The sequence below is a fragment of the Pseudohongiella sp. genome, assembly GCF_040877505.1.
Classification (GTDB): Bacteria; Pseudomonadota; Gammaproteobacteria; order Pseudomonadales; family Pseudohongiellaceae; genus Pseudohongiella.
Genome location: NZ_JBBDNQ010000008.1, coordinates 1 through 24,603, shown reverse-complemented (window position 1 = coordinate 24,603; position 24,603 = coordinate 1). Strand labels below are relative to the sequence as shown.

The following is a 24,603-nucleotide window of genomic DNA, read 5'->3' as shown; positions in this document are numbered from 1 at the left end:
AAGCCGCCATGCCGATTGTTGTAAATCTGGATGTCATGCTCGCCAAGCGTAAAATGAGTGGCAAGGAACTGGCGGCTGCCGTGGGAATCACGGAGCCGAACCTGTCGCTGCTGCGTACTGGCAAGGTCAAGGGTGTGCGCTTTTCGACGCTTGAACGCATCTGCGAAGTGCTGGCGTGTCAACCTGGCGATATATTGGCGTACGAAGCAATGGTTCCCCGGGACAGTCAGATTCCGCTATCGCCTGCTCGTCAGATGATAAACCAGATGCCCAGCAACCATACATAAACCATATCCGTATGGTGATCGCCCAGTTCGCTGTGAAGCACCTCCAGGGTGCCGCGGTGGTTGGCGCCAGATTCAGACGACGGTTGCAGATTTAACGCCATGCCGTCAGGGCCGGATATCGCCTCAACGGCGCCCACTGTCCAGATGTAGTCTTCAGCAGCATCAGCGTCAAGGTCTGTTGATGCCTCAATCTGGAATATCGGTGCGGACAGGTTGGAGATCCACATGCCCATGACAAAATTGTCGTGGTGTGGCACCTCAGCGCCTGGTGGTGGTGCCATCGGGTATTGCAGGTGGCGCAGGATCAGTACCGGCGCATTGATATCCACTGCGCTGAGCGCGGACCAGTTGGCAGCGGGCTGCGTTTCCTGCGCCAGCAAGGCCGGTCCCGACGCCAAAATATCATCCTCGCGGTTGGTGACCAGAATCATCGTGTCATCCAGAAATGCAATGTAGGTCGGCTGGTCAGTGCTGTCGTCGCGATAGATATCAAACTGTGTATGACCCACACGCTGAATATTGCGGCGACTTGCGATGGTCTGCTGCAGACCATCGGTATTTTGTTCGGCAACGTAAAGCTGAAACGTATTCCGGCCTGAGCTGCCCATGCTGGCAGCCACATCCTGGTTGGACAGCGCCGTTGCGGCAACAGCCACACCATCACGCCGCAATCGCTCTGCAAGGTAGTGGGTCACTGGCATCGCGCTCGTCGGCGGCGGCATCACGGCCGGCACCTCGCGGCGGAATTCCGAACCGACAACGGTGTCAGCATCCATATCGATGTATCTGACAATGCCGATATTGTCGAAGGACTGGGGTATTGCGCCGAGGATTTTGTTGTTGGACAGCTCTGTTGCCAAAGCGTTGTTTCCGCTTATCAAGAGTGTTATCAACAAAAGCACCGAGTTCGTTCTATACTGTCTCACATTGAAACTCCCTTTTTACAGATCCAGCAAATTCATGCCGTTGACCCCTACGGCCAACCCACACGACCACCGAAGAATTTTATCGACTTAACAGTATTTTCATTTGAGATAACCACTAAAGGAATCAAGACTTTGCCCATAGAGGGCTGCCACCAACTGCTTCTGACTCCTCTGATAGTGACTATATAATAACCCTTTTCATCGTGCTGGAGTTCATGGTTCACTGTTCTTGCATGTGAACTTTCCCTGTCGTAGAAACCAATAACTAAATCGCCATTCAAATTCTGGAAATATTGCATCATTTCAGATTCAGGAAGCCCGATGGGAATATCTTCCAGAATCTGCTCTCTATTTATTACGATAGACATCATGAAGATCAACGAACTGGCTATGATAACTTTCATCTATAATCCTCGCGTATCGCCTACCACGCCTAGGGCCATCCCCCTCGGGCACCAAAGAATTTCATTTCTGAGACAGTCCTGTCATTCGAAACTACGACTATGGCACTAAGATAGCGCCCGAACGATGGCCACCACCGGTAACGCTGTACATCTGGAATACCAATAATATAGTAGTCAGCCTGCCCGGCCTCCAGGGAATGACTGACCGTATTGCCATCCGGCGAATTCTCACGCGTGAAGTATCGTATCCTGTCTTCATCTTTCAATTCCCTGGAATAAGCTACTGCGTCATCTTCCGGCATACCTACAGGGATATCGTCCACAATCCGCTCTCGGGTAATGACGGTCATCATCGCGAGCAACACTGTGCTGAATAAAAGCTCTGACATTAGCGATTCCTCACATTTTACGAAGCTGGTTCAGCCCACCTCATGGGCAGGGAATAACGGCATTGGCACCGGGCGCCCACACCTTTGCCCTGGGCCGCTGTAGTGTCGTTATGATCGGTACGGACTGGAGCGCGTACGAAGTAATGGCCAGCGTATCGCGTGGCTATTGCATAGGCAATATACGTCCATCTTCACGCCCGAAAAGTTGAACAACCCGACGGTTGATGATATCAATGCTGACGTCAATCGGATCTGACAATACAGAGGGTGCACCGTATGGGAGCGTTGGGCGTTGTACTGGTCTTGGCCTTGCTGATCGGCGCAGTTCTAGGCTGGGTAACTTTTTTCCAGATCAAGCACCTCCGTCGCGAACTTGAATCGCTGCAAGAGCAGCTCAAGACCCAGTCCGTGCTTCCCCAATTTCAACAAGAGTCTCAACAAGCTTCCCCACCCGACCCTCATCACAGCCCGCAACACGCCATTGGGCAAACCTCACTGCAAAGCGGTGACAAAGAGCCGCCTGCAGCAGCCAGCGACGATCCGTGGGTGTCCGGCGCCACCACGGTGTATTCAAGCCCTGTCTGGCTGACGCATTTGCAGGACCAGTGGATGGCCTGGCTCGGGGGCCTGTGCGTCGGACTCGCGGGTATCTTCATGGTGCGTTATTCCATCGAGCAGGGTTTGCTTGGCCCTGCCGCCCGAATCACCCTGGCATTGCTGACCGGTATCGCGTTGCACGGCATCGCAGAATGGCTGCGCCGACGCAGCAGCGGGCCTGTACATGCGCTGGCGGCAATGGCCGGAGGTGCCAGCATGACACTGTTTGCCGCCTTGCTGGCAGCATTACATCTGTACCAGATGTTGCCGCCGCTACTCGCGTTTGTGTTGCTTGCCCTGGTCGCACTGCTGACGATGGCGCTGGCGGTCATCCATGGTCCGTTGATGGCAATCATGGGGCTGATCTCGGCTTATGCCATCCCGCTCTTGGTCGACACCGGCAGCGGCAACGTCTCCGGTGTACTGGCTTACACGCTGGTGATCAGTGCCGCTGCCATGGTGCTCATGCATTTTGTTTACCGGCACTGGCTTTGGTTCAGCATGGTGCTGGGTTCACTGTGCTGGTGGACGTTATCACTGCTGACCAGCGGACCGGAAGCGGTACGCGGGCTGTACCTGGCGACTCTGGCTTACCTGGTTGTTGCCGGCCCCGCGCGTGACTGGACATTGATGCAAGCGGACAACGCGCAGGCGTTTTCCGACTTTCGCTCTAAATGGTTTGCTGGCAGATTGGTAGCCGAAGCGCCGGTGGCGATGACCCTGCTGCTGATTGTGCTGGCGTTTGCTGTTTCCATCTACGCCACGCCCATCAGTGGCGGTGCAATTTATTACTGGACACCGTTGGTGGTGCTGCTGTTTTTATTCGGGCGGCACAAAACATCACTGAGCTGGCTGCCATGGCTGTCACTGGGCTTGCAGGCGGTGGCGTGGGTCGGCATCGGCATACGCACCGACGGAGAAGGCTTCCGGCTTATCGCTTTTGCAGAAAGCAGTCAAACTGTTTTTATGCTTTTTGCGTCCTGGATGACGGCTTTGTATGTGGGGCTGGCGCTGTGGATCCTGCGTATCCGCGCACACGAAACCCGCTGGTTATCGCTTGCCCTGTTGTCACCGCTGATCTGGCTGACGCTGTGTTATCTGCTGGTGCCAACGCTCTCCGGATCTCTGCTTTGGGCTTGCATTTCAGTGATACTTGGCGCTGTTTACCTGGCGTTAGCTGGCATGCGAATGAGAAAATCAGCGAGCCCTGAGGCCAGTTCCTGGATGATCGTCGCAGGGCATTTTGCCTATTCGCTGGCGGTAGTAATTCTATTGAGCGAGGCCAGCCTGACACTGGCGTTGTCTGCACAACTGTTTTCGTTAGCGTGGGTTATCTGGCGCTTTGATCTTCCGCACATGAATCTTCTGATCAAGGCTGTGTTGGCGGTCGTTATCGCACGGCTCACCTTTAATCCCTGGCTGCTCGCCTATTCCGCTGAAGTCCACTGGTCCCTGTGGAGCTACGGTGGCTCTGCGTTATTCTGCGCGCTGGCAGCATGGCGCACCGACAAAGCCCTGCCACTGCGGCGCTGGCTGGAGGCGGCGACATTGCACTTGCTGGTATTAACATTATGGGCTGAGACGCGCTACTGGTTATACAGCGGCGATGTTTTTGCTGCACAGTTCAATCTGCTGGAGGCCGCGATCAACACCGCCCTGTGGTCGTCGCTGGGCCTGGTCTATCACTTTCGCTCCACTACCAGCCAGAGTCTCGAGCCGCTCTATCAGCTGCTATCAAAAATACTGCTCGTGCTGTCACTGGCCGTTTATGCTCTGATGCTGACGGTCCTGAATCCGTACTGGAGCGATGAGCAGGTCGCAACCACACCTGTCTTTAACGTGCTGTTGCTGGCCTACGGGTTTCCGGTGCTGACCAGCGCGCTGGTTTATCGTACGTTTACCCGCACTTCTCCCCGAGCAGCCCGTCAATACGGGGCCGTGTTCAAACGCTGCGCTGCCGCCATCTGTGCGCTGGCTGCGTTTGTTTTTGTCAGCATGCAGATTCGTCATCTGTGGCAGGGCCAGCTTGATCTCAGCCTGCCCACCGGCAACGCCGAGTTGTATACCTATTCGGCGGTGTGCCTGGTGATGGCGGTGGCAGCGATGCTGGCTGGCGCGGCGCGATATGGACAGCGCGTCTACCGGGTCGGTCTGGGCTTACTGGTTGTGGTAATCGCCAAACTGTTCCTGGTTGACATGGCAGATCTGGACGGCATGCTGCGAGTCGCCTCGTTCATGGGCCTGGGCTTGAGTCTGCTGGGGCTGGCATATCTGTATCAGAAATTTGAGTTCAGGCACCGAGTTTCTTACGGTCCGGATGATTGACGGCATCAGAGCGTGTGATGCTTGTCCCTGGCTAACAGGCTGCTAAACTGATTGTTCTGTTTGCTGATATCGTCCACGCCTGAGTTTCAGTTCGTTTATCCCCCATACCAATTCTGTAGTTGAAGCTTTGGAACCCTGGAAAACTCTTTTGTGTTACGGGTGATCAGTGTTGCGTTGTTGGCGAGGGCTGTCCCGGCTATCAGAAGGTCATGTGGCCCGATGGGTGTACCCTTTTTGTCAAGCGTGGCTCGTATTGAGGCGGTCAGTGCGGCTTCCGGCCTCCCAAACGGCAGCACATTGACCAGCGAGCAGAGTTCTTCCAACTGTTGTTGCCGCTTTTTCGGGGAGCTCGACCTGGCAATGCCATACTCCAGTTCGTAAATGACAATTGCCGGGATGCCAATCTTTTTTGGCGGCACCATCAACATCCGTCGCGAGACATCACCCAGGCCTTTAAAAAAGTAAATTAGTATATTGGTGTCGAGCACAACCATTAAAACGCCTCTCTTGGCACGTCGTCGGTATGGGTTGCCCGAATGTCGTCTTCCGAAGGGAAATCGCTCCAGCTGCCCGCCATCTCCACAACGGACTGAGGCCAGTCGTTGGTGACCTTGTCCTGAACCAGTTGAGCAATCCATTTACTTTTGGAGATCTGAGCCGATTTCACCGCTGCGTTCATTTTTTTCTCAATTTCGTCTTCCAGATATATTGTTACCTGACCCATATAATCACCCTCTCAATATATGTGTAATTATATGTGCATGTTTACTGTTTGTACAAGTACGGGGTTGCTAAGACCAGGCAACATTCAAGATGGTTACTGATATTCTTAGTCTGATTTAACGCAGCTTGCCCAAGCAATTTTAATTCGAGGGCGCGGCTCTGCCGGATCCCCGCGCCCGTCAGGCCCTGACGAACCTAGGCGCGGCACCGTTACCATTGCTTCGACAGGCGTTGGCTCAGCCGGACAGAAACGGCAGGCTCAGCTTCGCCAACGCATCGCGCGCCACCAGAAACCCGGCAATCCCGATGATCCAGCCGACGGTGGTTTCCCCGTGCCGGCTGATCCAGGCGTCCAGCTTTATTAGCACGGGCTCTACCAGACGCTGGCTGACTTTTAGGAGTGTCAGTAGCAGCAGCGCTGGCACCACCATGACCAGACAGTAGGCTGCCAGCAATCCGACGACCGCAGGCGCGGCCAGTTCAGAAGTGCTTAAAATGGCAATGCCCGCCAGATAAGGCAGCATGGTGGCCACCTCCGCCAGCGCGGCGAGCAATGCAATCGTCATCAGGAAGCGGGCGGAAACGTTCTCGCCGGAGGCCCGTTCACGCCAGCGCGCAGCCCGATCGGGTTTGCCCAGGCGACGGCTGCGTTTGCTGTCGAACCGAAAACTCACCACAATCAGAACCACACCCAACAGCAATTGGCCCCAGACCAGGACCGGGTGGTCCGTGAACTGCCCGAGGGCGCCCAGCAGCGGCGCAGCACCCAGCATCAGCACGATCCCGACCAGAAGATAAAACAGTGCGATGGTGGCCAGGTAGAGCAGTATCCGCATTGGCTTCACGCCGCCGGGAGCCAGCAGCAACCAGACGGGTATAAAAAGCGTGCCGATACTGGTGCTGTCCAGCAGCGCCAGCCCGGTCAGGCTCAGGATGAGTGACAGATCCACGGAGGTGATTCCGTTTATGCAGTTAATAGATGAGAGCTAAATTAGCACAACTGTGTTAAATAAACCAACGAGCCATGCTAGACTCTGTACATGCCCAAAATCGTTGATCATGATCGCAAGCGCGAAGAGATCGCTCATGCCGTCTGGCGCCTGGTGATCCGGGACGGCATGGCTGAAGTCAGTGTGCGCAATGTGGCGCGCGAGGCAGGCATGTCCCAGGGCGCGCTTCGTTATTATTTCTCCACCCGGACTGATCTGGTGTTGTTCAGCATGCAACAGGTCACAGCCCAGGTGACGCAGCGGGTGCAGGTTCTCCTGCAACAGCCCGGTTCGCCGCAACAGCGGGTTCGGGAAATGCTCCTGCAAATTCTGCCCATGGATGAACAACGCCGCCTGGAACTGCGGATCTGGTGGATCCTGGTGCATTATTCACTCACCGATGAACGACTGCAGGCGCATACTTCCACGGTGTATGACCAGCTTCAGGGCATCATGCAGGGTGCCATCGAGTACCTGAATGTCAGCGACGCACTGCGCCCCGGCACGGACGTCAATTTCGAAGTCGAGCGCCTGTATTCGCTGGTCGACGGGCTGGCGCTACATGCCATTCTTAAACCCGGTGCCATGACCCCAGGCATCATCGAGCGTGTGCTGGACGGCCACCTCGACAGTATCACCCGATAGCGTAAGGCTGGTTTACACTTTTGGTGCGATAACGTCCAGTGGCGCCAGGGGGTATCGAGGACGAACAGATTTCTCTGGAGGGTGCTGCTGCTATCGGCAGTTAGGGCATTGCGTAACTTTTATCCTGACAGGGAAAAAGGGGACGGAAGATATTCATAAAGAATATCCTCCGTCCCCTTTCTTTTCCCCTTTCTTTCAGATCAGAAGAACGCCTGAATGCCGGTCTGTGCCCGACCCAGAATCAGCGCGTGGATGTCCTGCGTGCCTTCGTAGGTGTTGACCACTTCCAGGTTCTGCATGTGACGCATGATCGGGTATTCATCAGAGATACCGTTACCGCCCAGCATGTCGCGTGCTTCACGTGCCACTTCTAATGCTTTCAGGCAGGAGTTGCGCTTGAGCAGGGAGATCAATGGAATGCCGAGCTTGCCTTCATCTTTCAGGCGGGTGGCCTGCAGACAGCCTAGCAGTGCCAGGCTGATGTCAGTTTGCATGACGGCCAGTTTTTTCTGGATCAGCTGATTCGCGGCCAGCGGGCGCTTGAACTGTTTGCGATCCATGGTGTAGCTCAGTGCGGTGTGCCAGCAGGTTTCGGCAGCACCCAGGGCGCCCCAGGCAATGCCCAGTCGGGCAGAGTTCAGACAGCTGAACGGACCTTTCAGGCCTTCCACATGCGGCAGCATGTTTTCTTCCGGCACAAACACATCTTCCATGACGATCTCACCGGTGATGGAAGCGCGCAGTCCCAGCTTGCCTTCAATCTTGGGCGCAGACAGGCCTTTCATGCCCTTGTCCAGAATGAAGCCCTTGATGATGCCATCGTCGTTTTTGGCCCAGACAATAAACACATCTGCGATCGGTGAATTGGAGATCCAGTTCTTGGCGCCACTCAGGTTATAACCGCCATCCACTGTGCGGGCACGGGTGACCATGCCGCTCGGATCAGAGCCGTGGTCCGGCTCGGTCAGGCCGAAGCAACCAATGAACTCACCTGATGCCAGCTTGGGCAGGTATTTCTGTTTCTGCTCTTCGCTACCAAAAGCATGAATCGGGTGCATGACCAGTGACGACTGCACGCTGAACATGGAGCGATAACCGGAATCAACCGCTTCCACTTCCTTGGCGATCAGGCCATAACTGACATAATTGGTGCCGGTGCAGCCGTAGCCGTCCAGAGCAGGTCCGAGCAGGCCCAGTTCACCCATCTCACGGAAAATGGCCGGGTCAGTGTTTTCATTGCGGTAGGCGTCGCGCACGCGTGGCAGCAGTTTTTCCTGGGCGTATTGTCTGGCGGTATCCCGGATCATGCGCTCTTCTTCGGTCAGCATGCTTTCCATCAAGAAGGGATCTTTCCAGTCAAAACTCGCGTTGTCTGGTTTTGCAGACATAATCAACTCCTACCTAGAACTTCAAAGAATGTTTGTGTACGGCATTATATACGCTCAGCGCGAAAAATTGGGGCACTGTTTGGCACCGAGCAAAGGTTCGATATTTTATCAGCAAGCCCTTCCGGTAAAAAGCGCTAATTTGCCCGTGTGTACGCACCCGGTTCCAGCTAGAATACGAGGTTATGGACGTATCTTACATTCTCGACTCCCTGAACGACGAACAACGCCGCGCGGTGGCCGCCCCGCCGGCCAGCATGCTGGTGCTGGCCGGTGCCGGCAGTGGCAAAACCCGTGTGCTGGTGCATCGTATCGCCTGGCTGATGCAGACCGAGGGCATATCACCCTATGGCATTATGGCGGTGACCTTTACCAACAAGGCCGCGCGCGAAATGCGCAGCCGTATTGAAGAGCTGTTGGGGCACCCGCCCGGCGGCATGTGGGTGGGCACCTTCCACGGCCTTGCCCATCGCCTGCTGCGCATGCACTGGAAAGAAGCCAACCTGCCGGAAAACTTCAATATTCTGGATAGCGACGATCAGCTGCGTCTGATCAAACGGCTGTGCAAAGCACTGGCAGTGAATGACGAAAAATGGCCGCCAAAACAGATTCAGTGGTACATCAACGGCCAGAAAGATGAAGGCCTGCGCGCCAAACACATTGAACACATGGGTGATGACTACACCCGCACCATGCTCACCGTGTATAGCGCCTACGAAGAGGCGTGTCAGCGTGGTGGCATGGTGGACTTTGCCGAGATTCTGCTGCGTGCCCACGAGTTGTGGCTGAACAACCCCGAGTTGCTGGCGCATTATCAGCACCGCTTCCGCCATGTGCTGGTCGACGAGTTTCAGGACACTAACGCTGTACAGTACGCCTGGCTGCGTGTCCTGGCCGGCAGCAGCGGCCACCTGATGGTGGTGGGCGATGACGACCAGTCCATTTACGGCTGGCGCGGCGCACGCATCGAGAACATTCAGCAGTTCAACACCGACTTTGCCGGCGCCGAAATCATTCGCCTGGAACAGAATTACCGCTCCACCTCCAATATTCTGAAAGCCGCCAATCACCTGATTGCCAACAACCAGGGGCGTCTGGGCAAGGAATTGTGGACCGAGGGCAACGAGGGCGAAACCATCTCCCTGTACGATGCCTTTAACGAGCAGGACGAAGCACGTTTCATCGTTGATCGTCTGACAGATTGGATGAACACCGGCCATCGGCTGACGGAGGCCGCCATCCTGTACCGTTCCAACGCCCAGTCGCGCGAACTTGAAGAAGCCCTGTTGCGCGTGGCCATGCCCTATCGCATTTATGGCGGCCAGCGCTTCTATGACCGTCTGGAAATCCGTAATGCGCTGGCCTACCTGCGCCTGGTGATCAACCGCGATGACGACACCGCCATGGAGCGGGTTATCAATGTGCCCACGCGTGGCATCGGCTCCAAAACCCTGGACGGCCTGCGCGATATGGCCCGCCGAGAAGGTTATTCGCTGTGGGCGGCATGCGCACAAAGCATCGATCACAAACTGCTGCCGGCGCGTGCATCGGCGGCCGTGCAGGCCTTCATTCGGCTGATTGATGAGATGGACGAGCATTGCCAGAGCCTGGAGCTGGGCGAAAAAGTCGCGCACGTGATCAAACAGAGCGGCCTGGTTGCCCACCATGAAAAGGAAGGCGGCGACAAAGCCCAGGCCCGCATTGAAAACCTGGACGAACTGATCACCGCGACGCGCAGCTTTGCCGAGGATGCCACCGATGACATGCTGGACGAAGAAGACGGCGCCCGCAGTGACCGTGATGTGTTGTCGGCGTTTCTGGATCAGGCGGCGCTGGACGCTGGTGAAGCGCAGGCCTCGGAAAGCGACGACGCCGTGCAGTTGATGACCCTGCACAGCGCCAAAGGTCTGGAATTCCCGCTGGTATTCATGTGTGGCATGGAAGAAGGCCTGTTCCCGCACAAGATGTCGATGGAGAACCTCAGCGGCATCGAGGAAGAGCGCCGCCTGTGTTACGTCGGTATTACCCGCGCCATGCAGAAGCTGTATCTGACCAGCGCCGAATCCCGTCGTCTGCACGGGGATGTGAATATCTGCCGGCCGTCTCGTTTCATTCGCGAACTGCCGCAGGACCTGATCGAGCCGATCCGCATGAAAACCACCATTCAGCGGCCGTCGGCGCCGCCCCCCGGGCGACAGCCGCACTACCGTTCCGGCGCAGATGTGCCAGAGACCAACATCACCCTGGGCCAACGCGTGCGTCATGGCAAATTCGGCGAAGGTGTGGTGCTCAACTACGAGGGCAGTGGCCCCAATGCGCGTGTGCAGGTCAACTTCAAGGAAGCGGGCAGCAAATGGCTGGTACTGTCGTATGCGCGGCTGGAGCCGGTAGCCTGAAAAACCGTTTGCTCACAACCCTGCTTAAGGGCTATAACGGGCAAATAATAAATACGGGAGTTCTTCCATGTCAGTTCTGACCATCCTCGGCATTGTCATTTTTATCGCATTGCTGTTCAGCCTGTACAAATTCAAAAAACCGGATACCAGCTTGGCCAAGCAGGTGTTTATTGCACTTGTCCTGGGCGCGGCATACGGTTTTTTCCTGCAGCTTGTGCACGGCGGCGATATCGAACAGATTCGCCCTACCCTGACCTGGACTGATTTACCGGGTGACATCTATGTCTCTCTGCTGCGCATGATCATCATGCCGCTGGTGCTGGTGACCATGATTGCCGCGGTGGTGAAACTGCATGAAGTGGCGGCACTGGGCAAAATTGGCGGGTCGGTGATTGGTATTCTGGTGTTCACCACCATGATCGCGGCGCTGGTTGGCATTACCGTGACCACGGTATTTGGCCTGAGCGCCGAAGGCATGGTCGGCGGTGAACGCGAGGCTGCCCGTGCGGCCTTCCTCGATACCCGGGCGCCCGTGGTGGAAAATCTGACCATCGCGCAAACCATCGTTAATTTTATTCCCCGCAACATCTTTGCCGACCTGACGGAGGCCCGCAGCACCTCCATTATCGCCGTAGTGATTTTTGGCATGCTGTTTGGCCTGGCTGCGCTGCTGGTGAGTCGGGAGAAACCCGAGTACGCCGATCGCATCAAGGGCGGCACGGAGACCATCCAGGCCATCATCATGCGTCTGGTCAAGATCATCATGAGCCTGACCCCGTACGGCATTCTGTCGCTGGTGGCCTATGTGGTGGCCAGTTCCAATGGCAGTGATATCCTCAATCTGCTTGGTTTTGTCGTGGCGTCGTATGTGGCAATCGCCATCATGTTTGTGGTGCATGGTCTGCTGCTCAGCCTGTCCGGCAACAACCCCATGGAGTTCTACCGCAAAATCTGGCCGGTGCTGACCTTTGCCTTTGCCACCCGCAGCTCGGCAGCGACCATTCCATTAAATATCCGCACCCAGATCGAAGAGTTGAAGGTGCCGCCCTCTATCGCCAGTCTGTCGGCGTCCTTTGGCGCCACCATCGGCCAGAACGGCTGTGCGGGTATTTATCCGGCCATGCTGGCGGTGATGGCAGCGCCGACCGTGGGCATCAACCCGCTGGATCCGGGTTTCATCGTGACCCTGGTAGCGATCATCACCATCAGTTCATTCGGCGTTGCCGGTGTCGGTGGTGGTGCGACGTTCGCGGCACTGATTGTTCTGCCGGCCATGGGGCTGCCCATTGAACTGGTAGCGCTGCTGATCTCGATAGAGCCCCTGATAGATATGGGACGCACCGCCCTGAATGTCAGCGGGGCGATGACCAGCGGCAAGATTACCAGCCGGATAGTCACTGAGGGTGTTGGGCCCGAGCCGGATCCGGCCTGACTGTATCGGGTCTGAGGACAGCGCGCCGGATCACTTGATGCGGCGTGTGCGCCCGTTGTCATCGATGGCAACAAATATGAACAGACCCTCTGCTACCTTGCGCTGGGCGGCCTGGGTCAGCGAATTGGATATCCACACTTCGATGTTGATGTGCATGGAGCTACGCCCGACTTCCAGAATCTCGGCATAACAACTCACCACCGAGCCGACACTGACCGGGGCCAGGAATTCGACATTCTTGATGGCAACCGTTGCTGAGCGGCCGTGTGTCACCTGTTTGGTAGCGATACCCGCGGCCAGGTCCATCTGCGACACCAGCCAGCCGCCGAAAATATCGCCATTGGCATTGGTATCACGGGGCATGGCCAACGTCTGCAACGCCAGCTCGCCGGTGGGCGTCGGATCTCGGTCCATATCATCGTCAATCAGGCCCATCGGGAAAACTCCTTGTTGTCTTGTTATTGCGTAATATGCCTATGGTAGCAGCAATCCATGACATAGTTGCCAGGCAGCCTGTTAATTCATGCGAAGCCAGGCAGCAGCCAGCTGGAACGTAACCACCACCAGGCTCAGGCTGACCAGCAGCATGAACCAGGCAAACAGATGGTACAGACCCCGGTGCAATCGGGTTTTCACGCGATGCCACCACGACATTTGTGAATCAGCCATGGCTGGCACGCTGGCAAACATGCTCAGACCCGAAACCAGTAACAACAGCCACACCGTTGCCAGTACGGAGGGGATCAACCAGCGATCCTGCATCGGCACTGACGCGCCCGCGAGCACCCAGGCAGTGACCAGCATCATGATGACCAATCCCAGCACAGCGGGCCACTTCAAGCCCTGGTGGCGGGTCGCAAATCGTTCAAAGAGTACCAGCATAGTGTTTCGCGGGTTACAATACGCCCTAGTCGAGAATGAATTAATGTGAACAAGCTGTCGCCCGGAAAATCCCATGGACCACGAAAACAAGGACCACGAAAACCAGACTCTGCAGATTCCACTGATTGCCGGCTACAACGACAATGATGAACCCGTTGTTGAGCAGGTTACTGTGGTGCCGGTGGCCGGTAACGAGCAGACGCCTGGTTCGCAGGCCCGGACACAAGCCCCGTCGCAGCTCGGTGTTGAGCAGCCCGGCGAGTTTCGCCTGGTGAAATCTCCGGCGTTTGTTCGCGGGCTGGCGGCCGATGACCGGATTCGATATCCCGTGGAGAACGCCGCCACCTATGATCTGCTGGAGCACAGCGGTAATCTGAGCATCCGTGTTTTCAGCAAGCATAACACAGAGGAGCTGGACCAAGCGCTGACGCCCGAAATCGAGTTGATTGACGGACGGATTGATATCAGCAGCCCTGGCTTGCTGGTATATACCATTCACGTATCCATCGGCTTTCAGAAAATCGAAGACGTATTGCAAAAGACCCTGGCCCGCTTCCCGGACACCCTGTGGTTCTACGGAAACGTCTACGATCCTGCGGATGGGGTCACACCACTGAACTGGTGGCAGGACATCGCGCAATCTGTTTAGCATTGGCGACGTATCCATTGTATCTGTTTGCAATTCCGAGCTAATGTTAGTTGAGGCCCCTATGTTATTGGTACTTTCGCCCGCCAAGTCGCTTGATTTTGACAGCCCGGTGCCCACCGGCAAATTCACGCAGCCAGGCTACCTGGACGACTCGGCAAAGCTGATCGAAACCCTGCGTCAGAAATCCCCGGAGGACCTGTCTCAGCTGATGCATATCAGTGCCAAACTGGGCGAGCTGAATTTCCAGCGCAATCTGAACTGGCAGATCCCGTTTGATACCAGTAACGCGCGTCAGGCCATATATGCGTTTACCGGCGATGTTTATCTGGGGCTCGATGCCCGGGCGCTGAACCAGAAAGATATGGCCTACGCGCAGAATCATGTCCGGATATTGTCTGGCCTTTATGGTCTGTTGCGACCCCTGGACCTGATGCAGCCCTACCGTCTGGAGATGGGCACATCATTGCAGCATGACAACAACAGCAACCTGTATCAGTTCTGGGGTAGTCGACTAAGTGAGGGCCTGAATCAGGCCATGGCCGGACACAAAAGCCGGACGTTATTAAACTTGGCGTCTAATGAATACTTCCGTGCGGTCGATAAAAAGGTACTGGATGCTGACATAATCAGCCCGGTTTTCAGGGACTACAAAAACGGCCAATACAAGATCATCAGCTTTTTTGCCAAAAAAGCACGCGGCATGATGGCAGCACATGTCATCAAAAACCGTATCGATTCACCGGCCGGAATCTGCGAGTTCGACATGGCCGGCTACCGCTACAGTGCAAAAGACTCTACCGCCACAGCGCCGGTATTTTTACGTAAACAGGCTTGATATGAAAATTCGAATCCTGCTGATTGATGATGCGAGTTTTATTCGCGATCTGATCAAGCGAACCTTGCGCAAATACCTGCCCCAATGCGAAATCATTGAAGGCGCTGACGGCCGCAAAGCCCAGTCCATTCTGGGCCGGCAGCCTATCGATCTTATTCTCAGTGACTGGGAAATGCCCGGGTTGAGCGGTGAAGAACTGCTGCAATGGGTCCGCGCCGATGAAAAGCTGGCTCATATCCCATTTGTCATGATCACCAGCCTGGGTGGCAAAGAGCATATAATGCGCGCTGTGCAGGCCGGTGTCAGCGACTATCTGGGCAAGCCGTTTACCGGCGAAGAGCTGATGCAGAAGGTGAACAAGGCATTGATCAAATCCGGCAAGCTCACCAAGAGCGCATCAAGCTCGGCGGCCAAAGGCGGTCCTTTCAGTTCCCTGGAGATTCTCAGCGGCAAAGGCGACGGGATGCCCGGGGGTTCACTGGAGGCACTGACCGGTGGCGCCAAGCCCAAAGAAAAGGAAGCACCCAAACTCAAAGGCACGGCACTGGTGTTATGGGGGAAAATAGAATTTCGCTGCATGATCAAGGCGATCAGTATTGAGGAAGTGCTGCTGGTGTGCAAACGCGGCGCCGAACACCCCAGCGTTTTTGCGCAGACTACGGTGACGCTGTCTCCGGGCAACCAGGCCGGCAAGGCTATCAGTGATCTCAGGGCCTATGTACACAGCATCTCTGCCGTAGAAAAACGCCCGGATGCCGAGTTCCTGAATCTACTGTTGCGTTTTGATAATCCCGGTGAGGAGCAGCGCGCCTTGCTCAGTAGTTTTATTCTTGAGAATCCGTGACTGTATCGCTTTGCCGAAATGGCAGCTGTTCATTGGCCGCTGACTTGTAAGCCTGCACGTGCTGCACTTCCTGCTGACAGAAATCAGCAATGGCTGCACGGAATGCCGGATCTTTTATCCAGTGATACGATAACGTCGTAATCGGTTCAAAACCTCGTCTCAGTTTGTGCTCTCCCTGTGCACCCGCGTCAAACAGACTGATATTGTGCTGAATGCAATACTCGATACCCTGATAGTAACAGGTTTCGAAATGCAGATTATCGTAGTCCTGTTCAGCACCCCAGTAGCGACCAAACAGGGTATCAGCGCCTTTAAAAAATAAAGCGCCGGCAACAGGTCTGTTGTCTTTGACAGCCATCACAAGAAAAATATTCTCTGGCATGCTTTGATCAATCAAACGGAAAAATTCCCGGGTCAGATATCCGTGCTGTCCTCGTATCTGATAGGTGCTTTGATAGTACTGGTAAAAGATATCCCAGGTGTCTTCTGAAATATTGCCGCCCTCCAGACACTGAAAATCAATTCCTTGTGCCGCAACATCGGCACGCTCTTTGCGCAGGTTCTTGCGCTTGCGTGAGCTGAATGTTGCCAGAAAATCATCAAACGTTTTGTAGCCCTTGTTGCGCCAGTGGAACTGGCAGGCTTCGCGCCTGATCAGTTCTGTTTGCTGCAACGCTTCGGCGCTGCCCTGATCAGGAAACAAAATATGCCAGGAACTGGCGCCGATTTTTTCGGCATAGCGTTGCACCGCCTGTCTGATATGAGGCAGCCATTGTTGTAAGGCCTCATCATCACCCACCAGCACACGCGGCGACTGACTGGGAGTAAACGGGATGGCAGACAGCAATTTAGGGTAATACGGCTGGCCGTAGCGCTGATAGGCTTCCGCCCAGCCCCAGTCGAACACATATTCGCCGTACGAATGGCTTTTGATATACAAAGGCATGGCTGCCAGCATTTTATCGCGACCACCGGCGCTGTCCGCAACGATCAGGTGACAAGGCTGCCAGCCAGCATCCACCTGCACCGAACCACTTTGCTCCAGGGCCAGCAGAAATGCGTGCTTCAGGAACGGGCTCCGGTCCCGGACCAGCCGGTCCCACTGTCCTGCATCAATGTCCTGCATGGACAGGCCGATATGTATTTCCGGTGAAAGGTCTGTCATGTGTTCAAGATAGCCATGAGGATGGTACTGAAACCGTGCTTCCTGTTATATTCACACACTTACAGTCTCACTCTTTTAGTTTCACTCTTTTAGTTACAATTCGCAGTGTAACAGGAAGACAGCGGTGGATGCCCAGAATCTGATCAGCAAAATCAAGGAGCGACGCGAGTTGCTGCGCAAGTCCGAACGCAAAGTGGCTGACTTTGTCATCGACAATGCCGCCTCAGTGCTCGGTATGCGTATTGTCGACGTTGCAGCGCGCGCTGATGTCAGCGAGCCAACGGTCGTGCGTTTTTGCCGGGCGCTGGAGTTTGATGGTTTTCAGTCATTCAAGTTGCAACTGGCCCAGCATCTGGGCGCCAGCAGCAGTTATTCGCAGTTTTCGGTGGATGACTCGGATACCATCACCGATCTTAATCACAAGGTATTCGACTCTACGATTGGTTCGCTTATTACCGTGCGTGATGAGCTGGATCCGGTGGCTCTGGAACGTGCCATCGCCGCGATAAATCAGGCCAACCGGGTGGAATTTTACGGCTTCGGTGCTTCCGGCTCGGTGGCGTCCGATGCACAGCACAAGTTTTTCCGTCTGCAGTTGTCCAGTTCCGCGTATACCGACCCGCACATTCAGCACATGTCGGCAATCTCTCTGAGCCCCAAAGATGTGGTGGTGGCCATTTCCCAGTCAGGCCGCACCAAAGCGTTGATTCAGAGTGTGGAGCTGGCGCTTGAGGCCGGCGCCACGGTAGTGGGTCTGGCACCGCAGGATACGCCGCTGAGTAAACTGAGCACCATCCCGATCTATGTCAACATGGAGGAAGACCTGCAGGTCTTCACACCAGTATCGTCACGCATTGCCCACCTGCTGGTCATTGATGTGCTCGCCATGGGTGTAGCGCGGCTGCGTAAGGATCTGTTGAAGGACTATCTTAAACGTATCAACAAAAGCCTGCGCGCGCTGCGGACACAGAAACCCAGCGAGTAACCTTCGGGGCAATGCTGCTACAGGAGGCCACTGCGAAAGGGGATAAGGAGGATCGATGGTCAGGCGTCTAGCGCTTCGCTCTCTTTATTATAGCTGCGTCACCGCCGTTGTGTTGCTTGTGGCTTATCAGGTCTACCTGACGGTCTCCGGCCCCCGGTATCTGGCCCTGCATGCCTCACAGGTCGCAGCCATTCAAAGTCAATTGACGTCCAGTGACATGTTCGAATTTGCCGTGGTTGGCAATGTTAATAACTCTGTCAGTATTTTTCAAAATGAAATCATACCGTTAATCAATAACAGTGCGGCCGGGTTCACCATATCAGCAGGCAACGCGGTCAGCTCGGGTGCGACTGAAAACTACCGGTCAGTGCACAGAATATTCTCCAACCTCGAGAATCCCTGGTTGTTGACCTACGGCGACAATGAAGACTCTGACTTTGGTCAGTTCACTTTTTATGATGGGTTCGGCCCCTACTTCTATTCGTTCAACGCTGCCAACGCTCATTTTATTTTCCTCGATAACACGGATAACTCACATTACAACTGGCAGTTGCGTTGGCTGCAAAATGAACTGCAGGCATCCACTGCAGAGCATCGTTTTGTTTTTGTCTCATCTCCATTGCACGCTCCGGTCCCCGACACGCCTGCCTTTCAGTCTGACAGTTACTTCAGCCACGATCCGGTCCTGCAGGAACTGAAGTCGTTGTTTGTGGAATATAACGTAGACATGGTTTTTTCCTCTGAGATTTCTGTTTTTCATGATGAGACCGAAGACGGTGTTCGCTACATCACCACAGGTGGCGCCGGCGGCGTAGTCGTGGATGATTCCGACAGTTTTCATCACTACGTCAGAGTCAGTGTGGACGGTGAGCAGTTGAATGCCGAGGCAATTCGTCTCGAGAACTTGGACGCCTCCTGGCTCAAAACCCTTAACAGTATCTGGGCAGCCACTTACGCATTTTTCTATATCAGTTACTCAAGGTTCCTGATCATCGTCAGTGTGCTTTTTCTGCTTGCCCTGAAATTGCACCAACTTGTTTTTGAATCTACAGATTATTATGGGCGTTTTGCCATTGACGCCAGTGCCTGGCTCGGGAAGAAGAAACGAATACTTTATTTTACCAATAACTTCTTTCCTTTTATTTCCGGCGTCACTATTTCTATTGAGCGACTGATGCGTGGCCTCAGGGAAAAAGGTCATGATGTCAGAATCGTGGCGCCAAACTATGACAGCAATAACTACCCGACGGATGATGTTCATCGGGTTCGCACTCTGATCGCATTTGGCAAGCATCGTGAATTTCGTCTGGCAAATATTTTTCAATGGAATATCATGCGCTACTTTCGGCAATTCAAGCCAGATATTGTACATGTGCACCATCCGTTCTGGTTGGGCTCGACAGGCCTGTGGCTGGCACGTCGTTACAGAATTCCGGCCGTCTACACCTATCATACCCGCCTGGAGATGTACGCTCATTATGTACCGTTACCGGGCCGCATTTTCCGCAATGTCATTTCTCACGAATTGGTCCGGCGGTTCTGCAACAAATGCGACGGGGTAGTGGTACCCACGGTCTCAACAGAAGACTATCTACGGCTGATTGGCGTCAAGGTGCCTTTGTATGTCCAGCCAACAGGCATCGACTACCAACGTTTCAGTACGCGCGATGAAGAAAAAATCGCAACGCTTAGGCAGCAATGGGAAGTCACTGACGAAGCGTTAACGCTGATCAGTGTGTCACGGCTGGGAAAGGAGAAGAACATCGGCTTCATGCTCGACGCGATGGTGCACATTCGCGCCGGCAGCGGACGCGACGTCAGGCTTTTTCTGGTAGGCGAAGGCAATGAACGCAAGCAACTGGAAGAACAGATTGAGGCCCTTGAGCTGACCGATTGTGTCACTCTGGTGGGCGCTGTACCGCAAGATCAGATCCCCACGTTTTACCAGATGGCGGATATTTTTGTTTTTGCCTCCAAATCGGAAACTCAGGGTATGGTCATTCTCGAAGCCATGGCTGCCGGCCTGCCTGTCGTTGCCGTGCGGTCCAGCGGCACGGATGACGTCATCCGGCACGGGCAAACAGGTTACAAAACGCTGGAGCAGATAGAGGTCTGGAGCAATAGTGTGCTGGAGCTAATCCATAATGACAAGAAACGGGTCGAATTTGCCGGCAATGCCACTCAGTTCGCTGCCGATTACGACACCGACACCTTTGCCGGCAATATTGATGAATTCTACAGCGAATTGCTTACACGACGCGATTCTGGGACCTAGCCGGGAATTTTTTGCTCCAGATCCAGCGGATTGCCAGGAACACAATCAACAAGGCGATGCCTATGCCGACAGCCATCCAGACCTCTTCCCTGTCCTCAGCCTGCAGAATGCGGCCAAGCTGACCACCCAGTAATGTAACCACTGCCAGACCCGGAATAATACCGATAGCAGAGCCCAGCATGTAACGTGGGAACGGAAGCGAGAAAGCTCCTGCCATCAAATTGGTAAAGGTAAATGGCGCCAGTGGCAACAGATTAATGACAATCATGGAGCGAATGCTGCGCTCTCCCATATAGCGGCGCAGCGATGTCACATAACGTCCACTGTAGCGTTGCAATGGCGCTTCCCCCAGCATTCGCCCAACCCAAAAAGTCACTGCCGATGAGCTTAACGTTCCCGCGCCAGCATATAACAGGCCCCACCAGGGCCCGAACAGCATGGCGGTGACCACCACCAATACGGTCAGCGGGAACATGAGCAGAAGTGCCACAACATAGATCACGATAATCAGCGGCAGCAACCAGGGTGTCCGTTGCAGGGCAGACAGCTCTGTGATGAGATTGACCAGCCTGTCGGGCGTAATAAGTCCCTGCCCGGCCAGATAACGCCAACACAATGCCAGTATGATCATTAAAGCGATCACACTGACCAATCGAATTACCGGGCGATATCTGGCCAACACGTCATACCTCCGGGACACCCTCGAGTCCGCACGGACGCATCAAGGCTTACGCTTTTTCACTACTCAACCGTCACCGATTTAGCCAGATTTCTGGGGTGATCCACGTCGGTACCTTTGAGAATGGCCACATGGTAGGACAGTAATTGCAGCGGTATGGTATATAGAATAGGCGCCAGCACATCAGGCACTGGCGGCATACGAATCAGCCTGTAATCGCCTTCATCGTCAAAGCCGCCGGTTTCATCAGCAAACACAAATAATTTGCCGCCGCGGGCACTGACTTCAGCGAGATTACCCTTTAGTTTGCCCAGCAGCTCATCGTTCGGTGCTACTGCAATCACCGGCATCTTGTCATCAACAAGTGCCAGTGGGCCATGTTTCAACTCACCGGCGGGATAGGCTTCCGCATGAATATAGGAGATCTCTTTAAGCTTGAGCGCGCCTTCTTTGGCAACCGGATACTGGTTGCCGCGGCCCAGAAACAATGCGTGATGCTTGTCAGCAAAACTGATAGACAGTTCCTGTATGGCCTTGTCCAGCGCCAGCACCTGTTCAACCAGGTCCGGCAACTTGTGCAGATCCCTGATGTAATTTGCTTCAGTCTTCTCGTCCATGCCGTTGCGACGACCCAGTACCAGTGACAGCAGCAACAGTGCGCACAGTTGTGTGGTAAACGCCTTGGTGGACGCGACGCCAATTTCACGGCCCGCCATGGTCAACAGAGAGAAGTCCGATTCACGTACCAGCGAGCTGGTTGCAACATTGCAAATCGCCAGGCTACCGACATATCCCAATTCACTGGCGTAACGCAGCGCTGCGAGCGTATCGGCCGTTTCACCTGACTGAGATATGGTTACAAATAATGTGCCAGGACTCACAATAATATTGCGATATCGATAATCGCTGGCGATATCGACCTGACATGGCATCTTGGCAATATTTTCCAGCCAGTACTTGGTAATGAGTCCCGCATGGAAGCTGGTGCCACAGGCCACGATCTGGACATTGCTGACCTGATCAAATATGGCCTTCGCCTTGATACCAAACGCTTCTTCCAGAACATGATTTTCGCTGATACGGCCACTCAGGGTGTTTTTTATTACCGCGCCCTGCTCGTATATTTCCTTGAGCATAAAGTGGCCGTACTCACCTTTCTCGATCTCGGACAGATCGCTGCGGATACGCGTTCGCTTACGCTCAACCGGCTTGCCTTCGGAATAGATTCGAATAGAGTTGCGCTTGACCTCGGCAACATCACCTTCTTCCAGATAGATGAAACGGTCAGTGACCTGGCCCAGTGCCAGCGGGTCGGATGCAACAAAATTCTCACCGATACCCACACCAATAACCAGCGGACTGCCACTGCGCGCAACAACAAGCGTTTCCGGTTCATGCGTGCTGATAACACACAGTCCGTAGGCACCGTGCAGCATCGGTACGATTTTTTGTATGGCTGCCAGCAGGCCGGTTTTAGCCTGAGTCAGAGCCTGATGCACCAGGTGAACCACAACCTCGGTATCAGTATCCGACACAAATGCATAACCGTCTTCGATCAATTGTTTTCGCAGCGCGTCGTGGTTCTCGATAATGCCGTTGTGAACCAGAGCGAATTCACTGTTGGACATATGCGGGTGAGCATTTTTTTCACTGGGCACACCATGAGTTGCCCAGCGCGTATGTGCAATGCCGGTTTTGCCGTGGGTAGGATTTTCTTCGATTTTGGTGACCAGTTTTTTGACTTTACCAACAGCACGCACTGAGGTCAGCGTCCTGCCTTTATCATCGAGAACTGCCAGCCCGGCTGAATCATAGCCCCGGTATTCTAGTCGCTTTAAACCTTCGAGCAGTATTTCGACCACATCCCGCTGTGCCACTGCGCCCACGATTCCGCACATAAACAACCCCTGTTTTAACAGCTGATACTGTTATTTTTTAACCGGCCGTTTCCAGCCACTGATATTCTTTTGTTTGCCACGACCAATAGCGAGTGCGTTATCCGGCACATCCGAGGTAATGACGGAACCTGCACCCACGGTGGCACCTCGCCCGATGCTGACGGGCGCAACCAGCGCTGTATTTGAGCCCACAAATACACCAGCGTTGATCGTCGTTTTGTGCTTATTGACCCCATCATAGTTACAGGTAATGGTGCCAGCGCCGATATTTACATTTTCGCCAACACTGGCGTCACCGATATAGCTCAGGTGATTAACCTTGCTGTCGGGGCCGATCAAGGATTTTTTGGTTTCAACAAAATTACCAATCCTGACATTGTTACCGAGTTCTGTGCCCGGGCGCAATCGGGCAAAGGGCCCAATTTTGCAGCCCGATGACAAATTGGCGCCCTCAAGATGACTGTTGGCCAGGATCACACAATCGTCGCCAATATCACTGTCTATCAGAGTGACGTTGGGCCCGATAGTGACCCGGTCGCCAAGCCGGTTACTGCCCTCCATAATGATATTTGCATCCAGGCAGACGTCGCGTCCGATCAGCAAGGGCCCACGGATATCCAGGCGCGCCGGATCACGCACGGTGACCCCTTGAAGCGCCAGTTGTCGTGCCTGGCGGATCTGATAATCACGTTCCAGATCGGCGAGCTGAAGCCGATTATTGATTCCCTGCACTTCATTGTTGTCATGTGTTTGCAGGCTGGCAACTTTGTAGCCATCGGCACAGGCAAGAGCAACTGTATCCGTCAGGTAGTATTCACCCTGGGCATTGGCGGTGGTGAGCGATTTTAGCCAGTGTTTCAGGCGTCCGGCGTTGAAGGCCATAATGCCGGTGTTTATTTCCGTAATAAGCTTTTGCTGCGCCGAAGCGTCTTTTTCCTCCACTATTGCGGTTATTTCTCCCGCCTGATCGCGGATAATGCGGCCCAGCCCCTCTGGACTGTCAGTCACCAGGGTTAACACGGCGATACCTGTTGCCTCTGCCTGCTGCTGCAGCTGTTGCAGGCTGCCCGGTGTAATCAGCGGAACATCGCCATAGAGAACCAGCACCGTTTTGTCGTCGTCAATCGCCGGAGCAGCCTGCATCACGGCGTGTCCGGTTCCCAGCTGCTCGGTTTGTTCAACCCAGTTTAACTGTGCGTCGATGGGATGCTGATCGAAGTACGCCCTGATCTGCGCTGACTGAAAACCTGTTACCAGATAGATGTTGTCAGCATCGATGGCAACAGCTGCATCAAGCACGTGGCTCAACATCGGTTTGCCGGCAAGTGTGTGCAGGACTTTGGGCAGATCAGAATACATCCGTGTCCCTTTGCCCGCTGCCAATACAATGACGTCTGTGCTCATGGTCTGTCCTGGATTACGTCCATAAAAAAAGGGTAGCGGTTAGGCTACCCTTTTTCCCCGGACTTTCAAAGCGATGTAAGTGTTACTTACGTATTTGCTTGAGTGCACGCAGCTGCGCCACGGCTTCTGCCAGCTGTGTTGCGGCACGTGAGTATTCGAACTCAGCATCCTTGTTGGCGATTGCCGACTGCACGTCTTCGATAGCTTTTTGTGCAGCGGCTTCGTCAACATCACCGGCGCGAATCGCGGTGTCTGCCAACACTGTGACTGTCCCGCTTTGTACTTCAAGGTAACCGCCGGAAACGTAGTAGATCTCTTCCGCGCCGTCACGCAACACGCAGCGCACGGGTCCGGGAATAAGCTCGGTGAGCAGTGGCGCATGGCCAGGTGCAACACCCAGATCACCCAGAGTACCCGTTGCCACAACCATTTCAACCAGGCCGGAGAAGATCTGTTTTTCTGCACTTACGATGTCACAATGCATTGTCA

Annotated in this window: 24 protein-coding genes; 10 read left to right on the top strand and 14 right to left on the bottom strand. The window is 54.6% G+C overall.

Annotated elements, in window-relative coordinates:
- The first annotated feature begins 8 nt into the window (after positions 1 to 8).
- Positions 9 to 287, top strand: coding sequence for a helix-turn-helix domain-containing protein (locus tag WD071_RS02670; RefSeq protein WP_368046769.1), 279 nt, complete (start codon positions 9 to 11; stop codon positions 285 to 287).
- Here WD071_RS02670 and WD071_RS02665 read toward each other — a convergent pair.
- The 3 genes from WD071_RS02665 to WD071_RS02655 all read right to left on the bottom strand — a co-directional run bounded on the left by WD071_RS02665 (position 251) and on the right by WD071_RS02655 (position 2,006).
- Entirely contained in the window at positions 251 to 1,147 is an 897-nt protein-coding gene (locus tag WD071_RS02665) for a hypothetical protein (protein WP_368046768.1), read from the bottom strand. The genes WD071_RS02670 and WD071_RS02665 overlap by 37 nt on opposite strands.
- A 113-nt stretch (positions 1,148 to 1,260) precedes the next feature.
- Positions 1,261 to 1,617, bottom strand: coding sequence for a hypothetical protein (locus tag WD071_RS02660; RefSeq protein ID WP_368046767.1), 357 nt, complete (start codon positions 1,615 to 1,617; stop codon positions 1,261 to 1,263).
- Between the two features lie 29 nt (positions 1,618 to 1,646).
- On the bottom strand, positions 1,647 to 2,006 hold the full coding sequence (locus tag WD071_RS02655) for a hypothetical protein (RefSeq protein ID WP_368046766.1): 360 nt from the start codon (positions 2,004 to 2,006) through the stop codon (positions 1,647 to 1,649).
- Positions 2,007 to 2,282: 276 nt separating this feature from the next.
- Here WD071_RS02655 and WD071_RS02650 point away from each other — a divergent pair, with 276 nt between their 5' ends.
- The gene (locus WD071_RS02650; RefSeq protein WP_368046765.1) at positions 2,283 to 4,928 is read left to right on the top strand and encodes a DUF2339 domain-containing protein; all 2,646 of its coding nucleotides are present in this window, start codon (positions 2,283 to 2,285) and stop codon (positions 4,926 to 4,928) included.
- Between the two features lie 95 nt (positions 4,929 to 5,023).
- On the opposite strand, the gene WD071_RS02645 is transcribed toward WD071_RS02650, so the two are convergent.
- The 3 genes from WD071_RS02645 to WD071_RS02635 all read right to left on the bottom strand — a co-directional run bounded on the left by WD071_RS02645 (position 5,024) and on the right by WD071_RS02635 (position 6,601).
- Positions 5,024 to 5,422: a type II toxin-antitoxin system VapC family toxin gene (locus WD071_RS02645; RefSeq protein WP_368046764.1), complete on the bottom strand. Its 399-nt coding sequence runs from the start codon at positions 5,420 to 5,422 to the stop codon at positions 5,024 to 5,026.
- On the bottom strand, positions 5,422 to 5,652 hold the full coding sequence (locus WD071_RS02640) for a hypothetical protein (RefSeq protein ID WP_368046763.1): 231 nt from the start codon (positions 5,650 to 5,652) through the stop codon (positions 5,422 to 5,424). The genes WD071_RS02645 and WD071_RS02640 overlap by 1 nt, the downstream gene beginning before the upstream one ends.
- A 235-nt stretch (positions 5,653 to 5,887) precedes the next feature.
- The gene (locus WD071_RS02635; protein ID WP_368046762.1) at positions 5,888 to 6,601 is read right to left on the bottom strand and encodes a GAP family protein; all 714 of its coding nucleotides are present in this window, start codon (positions 6,599 to 6,601) and stop codon (positions 5,888 to 5,890) included.
- Positions 6,602 to 6,691: 90 nt separating this feature from the next.
- On the opposite strand from WD071_RS02635, the gene WD071_RS02630 reads away from it, so the two are divergent.
- Positions 6,692 to 7,285, top strand: a complete 594-nt coding sequence (locus WD071_RS02630; protein ID WP_368046761.1) for a TetR/AcrR family transcriptional regulator — start codon at positions 6,692 to 6,694, stop codon at positions 7,283 to 7,285.
- Between the two features lie 200 nt (positions 7,286 to 7,485).
- Here the strand turns inward: WD071_RS02630 and WD071_RS02625 are convergent, their stop codons facing one another.
- Positions 7,486 to 8,673: an acyl-CoA dehydrogenase gene (locus WD071_RS02625; protein ID WP_368046760.1), complete on the bottom strand. Its 1,188-nt coding sequence runs from the start codon at positions 8,671 to 8,673 to the stop codon at positions 7,486 to 7,488.
- A gap of 182 nt (positions 8,674 to 8,855) precedes the next feature.
- On the opposite strand from WD071_RS02625, the gene uvrD reads away from it, so the two are divergent.
- Both uvrD and WD071_RS02615 read left to right on the top strand, forming a co-directional pair.
- Positions 8,856 to 11,066: a DNA helicase II gene (uvrD, locus tag WD071_RS02620; RefSeq protein ID WP_368046759.1), complete on the top strand. Its 2,211-nt coding sequence runs from the start codon at positions 8,856 to 8,858 to the stop codon at positions 11,064 to 11,066.
- A 67-nt stretch (positions 11,067 to 11,133) separates the two neighbouring features.
- The gene (locus WD071_RS02615; protein ID WP_368046758.1) at positions 11,134 to 12,498 is read left to right on the top strand and encodes an L-cystine transporter; all 1,365 of its coding nucleotides are present in this window, start codon (positions 11,134 to 11,136) and stop codon (positions 12,496 to 12,498) included.
- A 30-nt stretch (positions 12,499 to 12,528) separates the two neighbouring features.
- Here the strand turns inward: WD071_RS02615 and WD071_RS02610 are convergent, their stop codons facing one another.
- Both WD071_RS02610 and WD071_RS02605 read right to left on the bottom strand, forming a co-directional pair.
- Complete coding sequence (locus WD071_RS02610) at positions 12,529 to 12,927, bottom strand: acyl-CoA thioesterase (protein WP_368046890.1); 399 nt, start codon at positions 12,925 to 12,927, stop codon at positions 12,529 to 12,531.
- Between the two features lie 87 nt (positions 12,928 to 13,014).
- Positions 13,015 to 13,380, bottom strand: a complete 366-nt coding sequence (locus tag WD071_RS02605; RefSeq protein ID WP_368046757.1) for a hypothetical protein — start codon at positions 13,378 to 13,380, stop codon at positions 13,015 to 13,017.
- A gap of 73 nt (positions 13,381 to 13,453) precedes the next feature.
- Between WD071_RS02605 and WD071_RS02600 the strand changes: the two genes are divergently transcribed.
- The 3 genes from WD071_RS02600 to WD071_RS02590 all read left to right on the top strand — a co-directional run bounded on the left by WD071_RS02600 (position 13,454) and on the right by WD071_RS02590 (position 15,708).
- Positions 13,454 to 14,029, top strand: a complete 576-nt coding sequence (locus WD071_RS02600; protein ID WP_368046756.1) for a DUF4265 domain-containing protein — start codon at positions 13,454 to 13,456, stop codon at positions 14,027 to 14,029.
- A gap of 61 nt (positions 14,030 to 14,090) precedes the next feature.
- Entirely contained in the window at positions 14,091 to 14,864 is a 774-nt protein-coding gene (yaaA, locus tag WD071_RS02595) for a peroxide stress protein YaaA (RefSeq protein WP_368046755.1), read from the top strand.
- Position 14,865: 1 nt separating this feature from the next.
- Positions 14,866 to 15,708: a response regulator gene (locus tag WD071_RS02590; protein ID WP_368046754.1), complete on the top strand. Its 843-nt coding sequence runs from the start codon at positions 14,866 to 14,868 to the stop codon at positions 15,706 to 15,708.
- Here WD071_RS02590 and WD071_RS02585 read toward each other — a convergent pair.
- Positions 15,689 to 16,873, bottom strand: a complete 1,185-nt coding sequence (locus WD071_RS02585; protein WP_368046753.1) for a GNAT family N-acetyltransferase — start codon at positions 16,871 to 16,873, stop codon at positions 15,689 to 15,691. The genes WD071_RS02590 and WD071_RS02585 overlap by 20 nt on opposite strands.
- Positions 16,874 to 16,997: 124 nt before the next feature.
- Between WD071_RS02585 and WD071_RS02580 the strand changes: the two genes are divergently transcribed.
- Both WD071_RS02580 and WD071_RS02575 read left to right on the top strand, forming a co-directional pair.
- Positions 16,998 to 17,858 carry an SIS domain-containing protein gene (locus WD071_RS02580; RefSeq protein ID WP_368046752.1) on the top strand — a complete coding sequence of 287 codons (861 nt, stop codon included), beginning with the start codon at positions 16,998 to 17,000 and terminating at the stop codon, positions 17,856 to 17,858.
- A gap of 55 nt (positions 17,859 to 17,913) precedes the next feature.
- Positions 17,914 to 20,133 (top strand): glycosyltransferase, encoded by a 2,220-nt coding sequence (locus WD071_RS02575; RefSeq protein ID WP_368046751.1) that lies wholly within the window; start codon positions 17,914 to 17,916, stop codon positions 20,131 to 20,133.
- On the opposite strand, the gene WD071_RS02570 is transcribed toward WD071_RS02575, so the two are convergent.
- The 4 genes from WD071_RS02570 to WD071_RS02555 all read right to left on the bottom strand — a co-directional run.
- On the bottom strand, positions 20,108 to 20,815 hold the full coding sequence (locus WD071_RS02570) for a TVP38/TMEM64 family protein (protein ID WP_368046750.1): 708 nt from the start codon (positions 20,813 to 20,815) through the stop codon (positions 20,108 to 20,110). The two genes, WD071_RS02575 and WD071_RS02570, sit on opposite strands and share 26 nt — an antisense overlap.
- Before the next feature lie 59 nt (positions 20,816 to 20,874).
- Positions 20,875 to 22,710, bottom strand: coding sequence for a glutamine--fructose-6-phosphate transaminase (isomerizing) (gene glmS / locus WD071_RS02565; RefSeq protein ID WP_368046748.1), 1,836 nt, complete (start codon positions 22,708 to 22,710; stop codon positions 20,875 to 20,877).
- A gap of 30 nt (positions 22,711 to 22,740) precedes the next feature.
- Entirely contained in the window at positions 22,741 to 24,114 is a 1,374-nt protein-coding gene (glmU, locus tag WD071_RS02560; protein ID WP_368046747.1) for a bifunctional UDP-N-acetylglucosamine diphosphorylase/glucosamine-1-phosphate N-acetyltransferase GlmU, read from the bottom strand.
- 82 nt (positions 24,115 to 24,196) lie between these two features.
- A partial coding sequence (locus WD071_RS02555) for a F0F1 ATP synthase subunit epsilon (protein WP_368046746.1) occupies positions 24,197 to 24,603 on the bottom strand: 407 nt, incomplete at its 5' end.

What these genes read in the sequence shown, in the direction of transcription:
- WD071_RS02670 (WP_368046769.1), top strand. Translation starts at nt 9, where the DNA reads ATGCCGATTGTTGTAAATCTGGATGTCATGCTCGCCAAGCGTAAAATG.
- WD071_RS02660 (WP_368046767.1), bottom strand. Translation starts at nt 1,617, where the DNA reads ATGAAAGTTATCATAGCCAGTTCGTTGATCTTCATGATGTCTATCGTA.
- WD071_RS02655 (WP_368046766.1), bottom strand. Translation starts at nt 2,006, where the DNA reads ATGTCAGAGCTTTTATTCAGCACAGTGTTGCTCGCGATGATGACCGTC.
- WD071_RS02650 (WP_368046765.1), top strand. Translation starts at nt 2,283, where the DNA reads ATGGGAGCGTTGGGCGTTGTACTGGTCTTGGCCTTGCTGATCGGCGCA.
- WD071_RS02645 (WP_368046764.1), bottom strand. Translation starts at nt 5,422, where the DNA reads ATGGTTGTGCTCGACACCAATATACTAATTTACTTTTTTAAAGGCCTG.
- WD071_RS02640 (WP_368046763.1), bottom strand. Translation starts at nt 5,652, where the DNA reads ATGGGTCAGGTAACAATATATCTGGAAGACGAAATTGAGAAAAAAATG.
- WD071_RS02630 (WP_368046761.1), top strand. Translation starts at nt 6,692, where the DNA reads ATGCCCAAAATCGTTGATCATGATCGCAAGCGCGAAGAGATCGCTCAT.
- WD071_RS02625 (WP_368046760.1), bottom strand. Translation starts at nt 8,673, where the DNA reads ATGTCTGCAAAACCAGACAACGCGAGTTTTGACTGGAAAGATCCCTTC.
- uvrD (WP_368046759.1), top strand. Translation starts at nt 8,856, where the DNA reads ATGGACGTATCTTACATTCTCGACTCCCTGAACGACGAACAACGCCGC.
- WD071_RS02615 (WP_368046758.1), top strand. Translation starts at nt 11,134, where the DNA reads ATGTCAGTTCTGACCATCCTCGGCATTGTCATTTTTATCGCATTGCTG.
- WD071_RS02605 (WP_368046757.1), bottom strand. Translation starts at nt 13,380, where the DNA reads ATGCTGGTACTCTTTGAACGATTTGCGACCCGCCACCAGGGCTTGAAG.
- WD071_RS02600 (WP_368046756.1), top strand. Translation starts at nt 13,454, where the DNA reads ATGGACCACGAAAACAAGGACCACGAAAACCAGACTCTGCAGATTCCA.
- yaaA (WP_368046755.1), top strand. Translation starts at nt 14,091, where the DNA reads ATGTTATTGGTACTTTCGCCCGCCAAGTCGCTTGATTTTGACAGCCCG.
- WD071_RS02590 (WP_368046754.1), top strand. Translation starts at nt 14,866, where the DNA reads ATGAAAATTCGAATCCTGCTGATTGATGATGCGAGTTTTATTCGCGAT.
- WD071_RS02585 (WP_368046753.1), bottom strand. Translation starts at nt 16,873, where the DNA reads ATGACAGACCTTTCACCGGAAATACATATCGGCCTGTCCATGCAGGAC.
- WD071_RS02575 (WP_368046751.1), top strand. Translation starts at nt 17,914, where the DNA reads ATGGTCAGGCGTCTAGCGCTTCGCTCTCTTTATTATAGCTGCGTCACC.
- glmS (WP_368046748.1), bottom strand. Translation starts at nt 22,710, where the DNA reads ATGTGCGGAATCGTGGGCGCAGTGGCACAGCGGGATGTGGTCGAAATA.
- glmU (WP_368046747.1), bottom strand. Translation starts at nt 24,114, where the DNA reads ATGAGCACAGACGTCATTGTATTGGCAGCGGGCAAAGGGACACGGATG.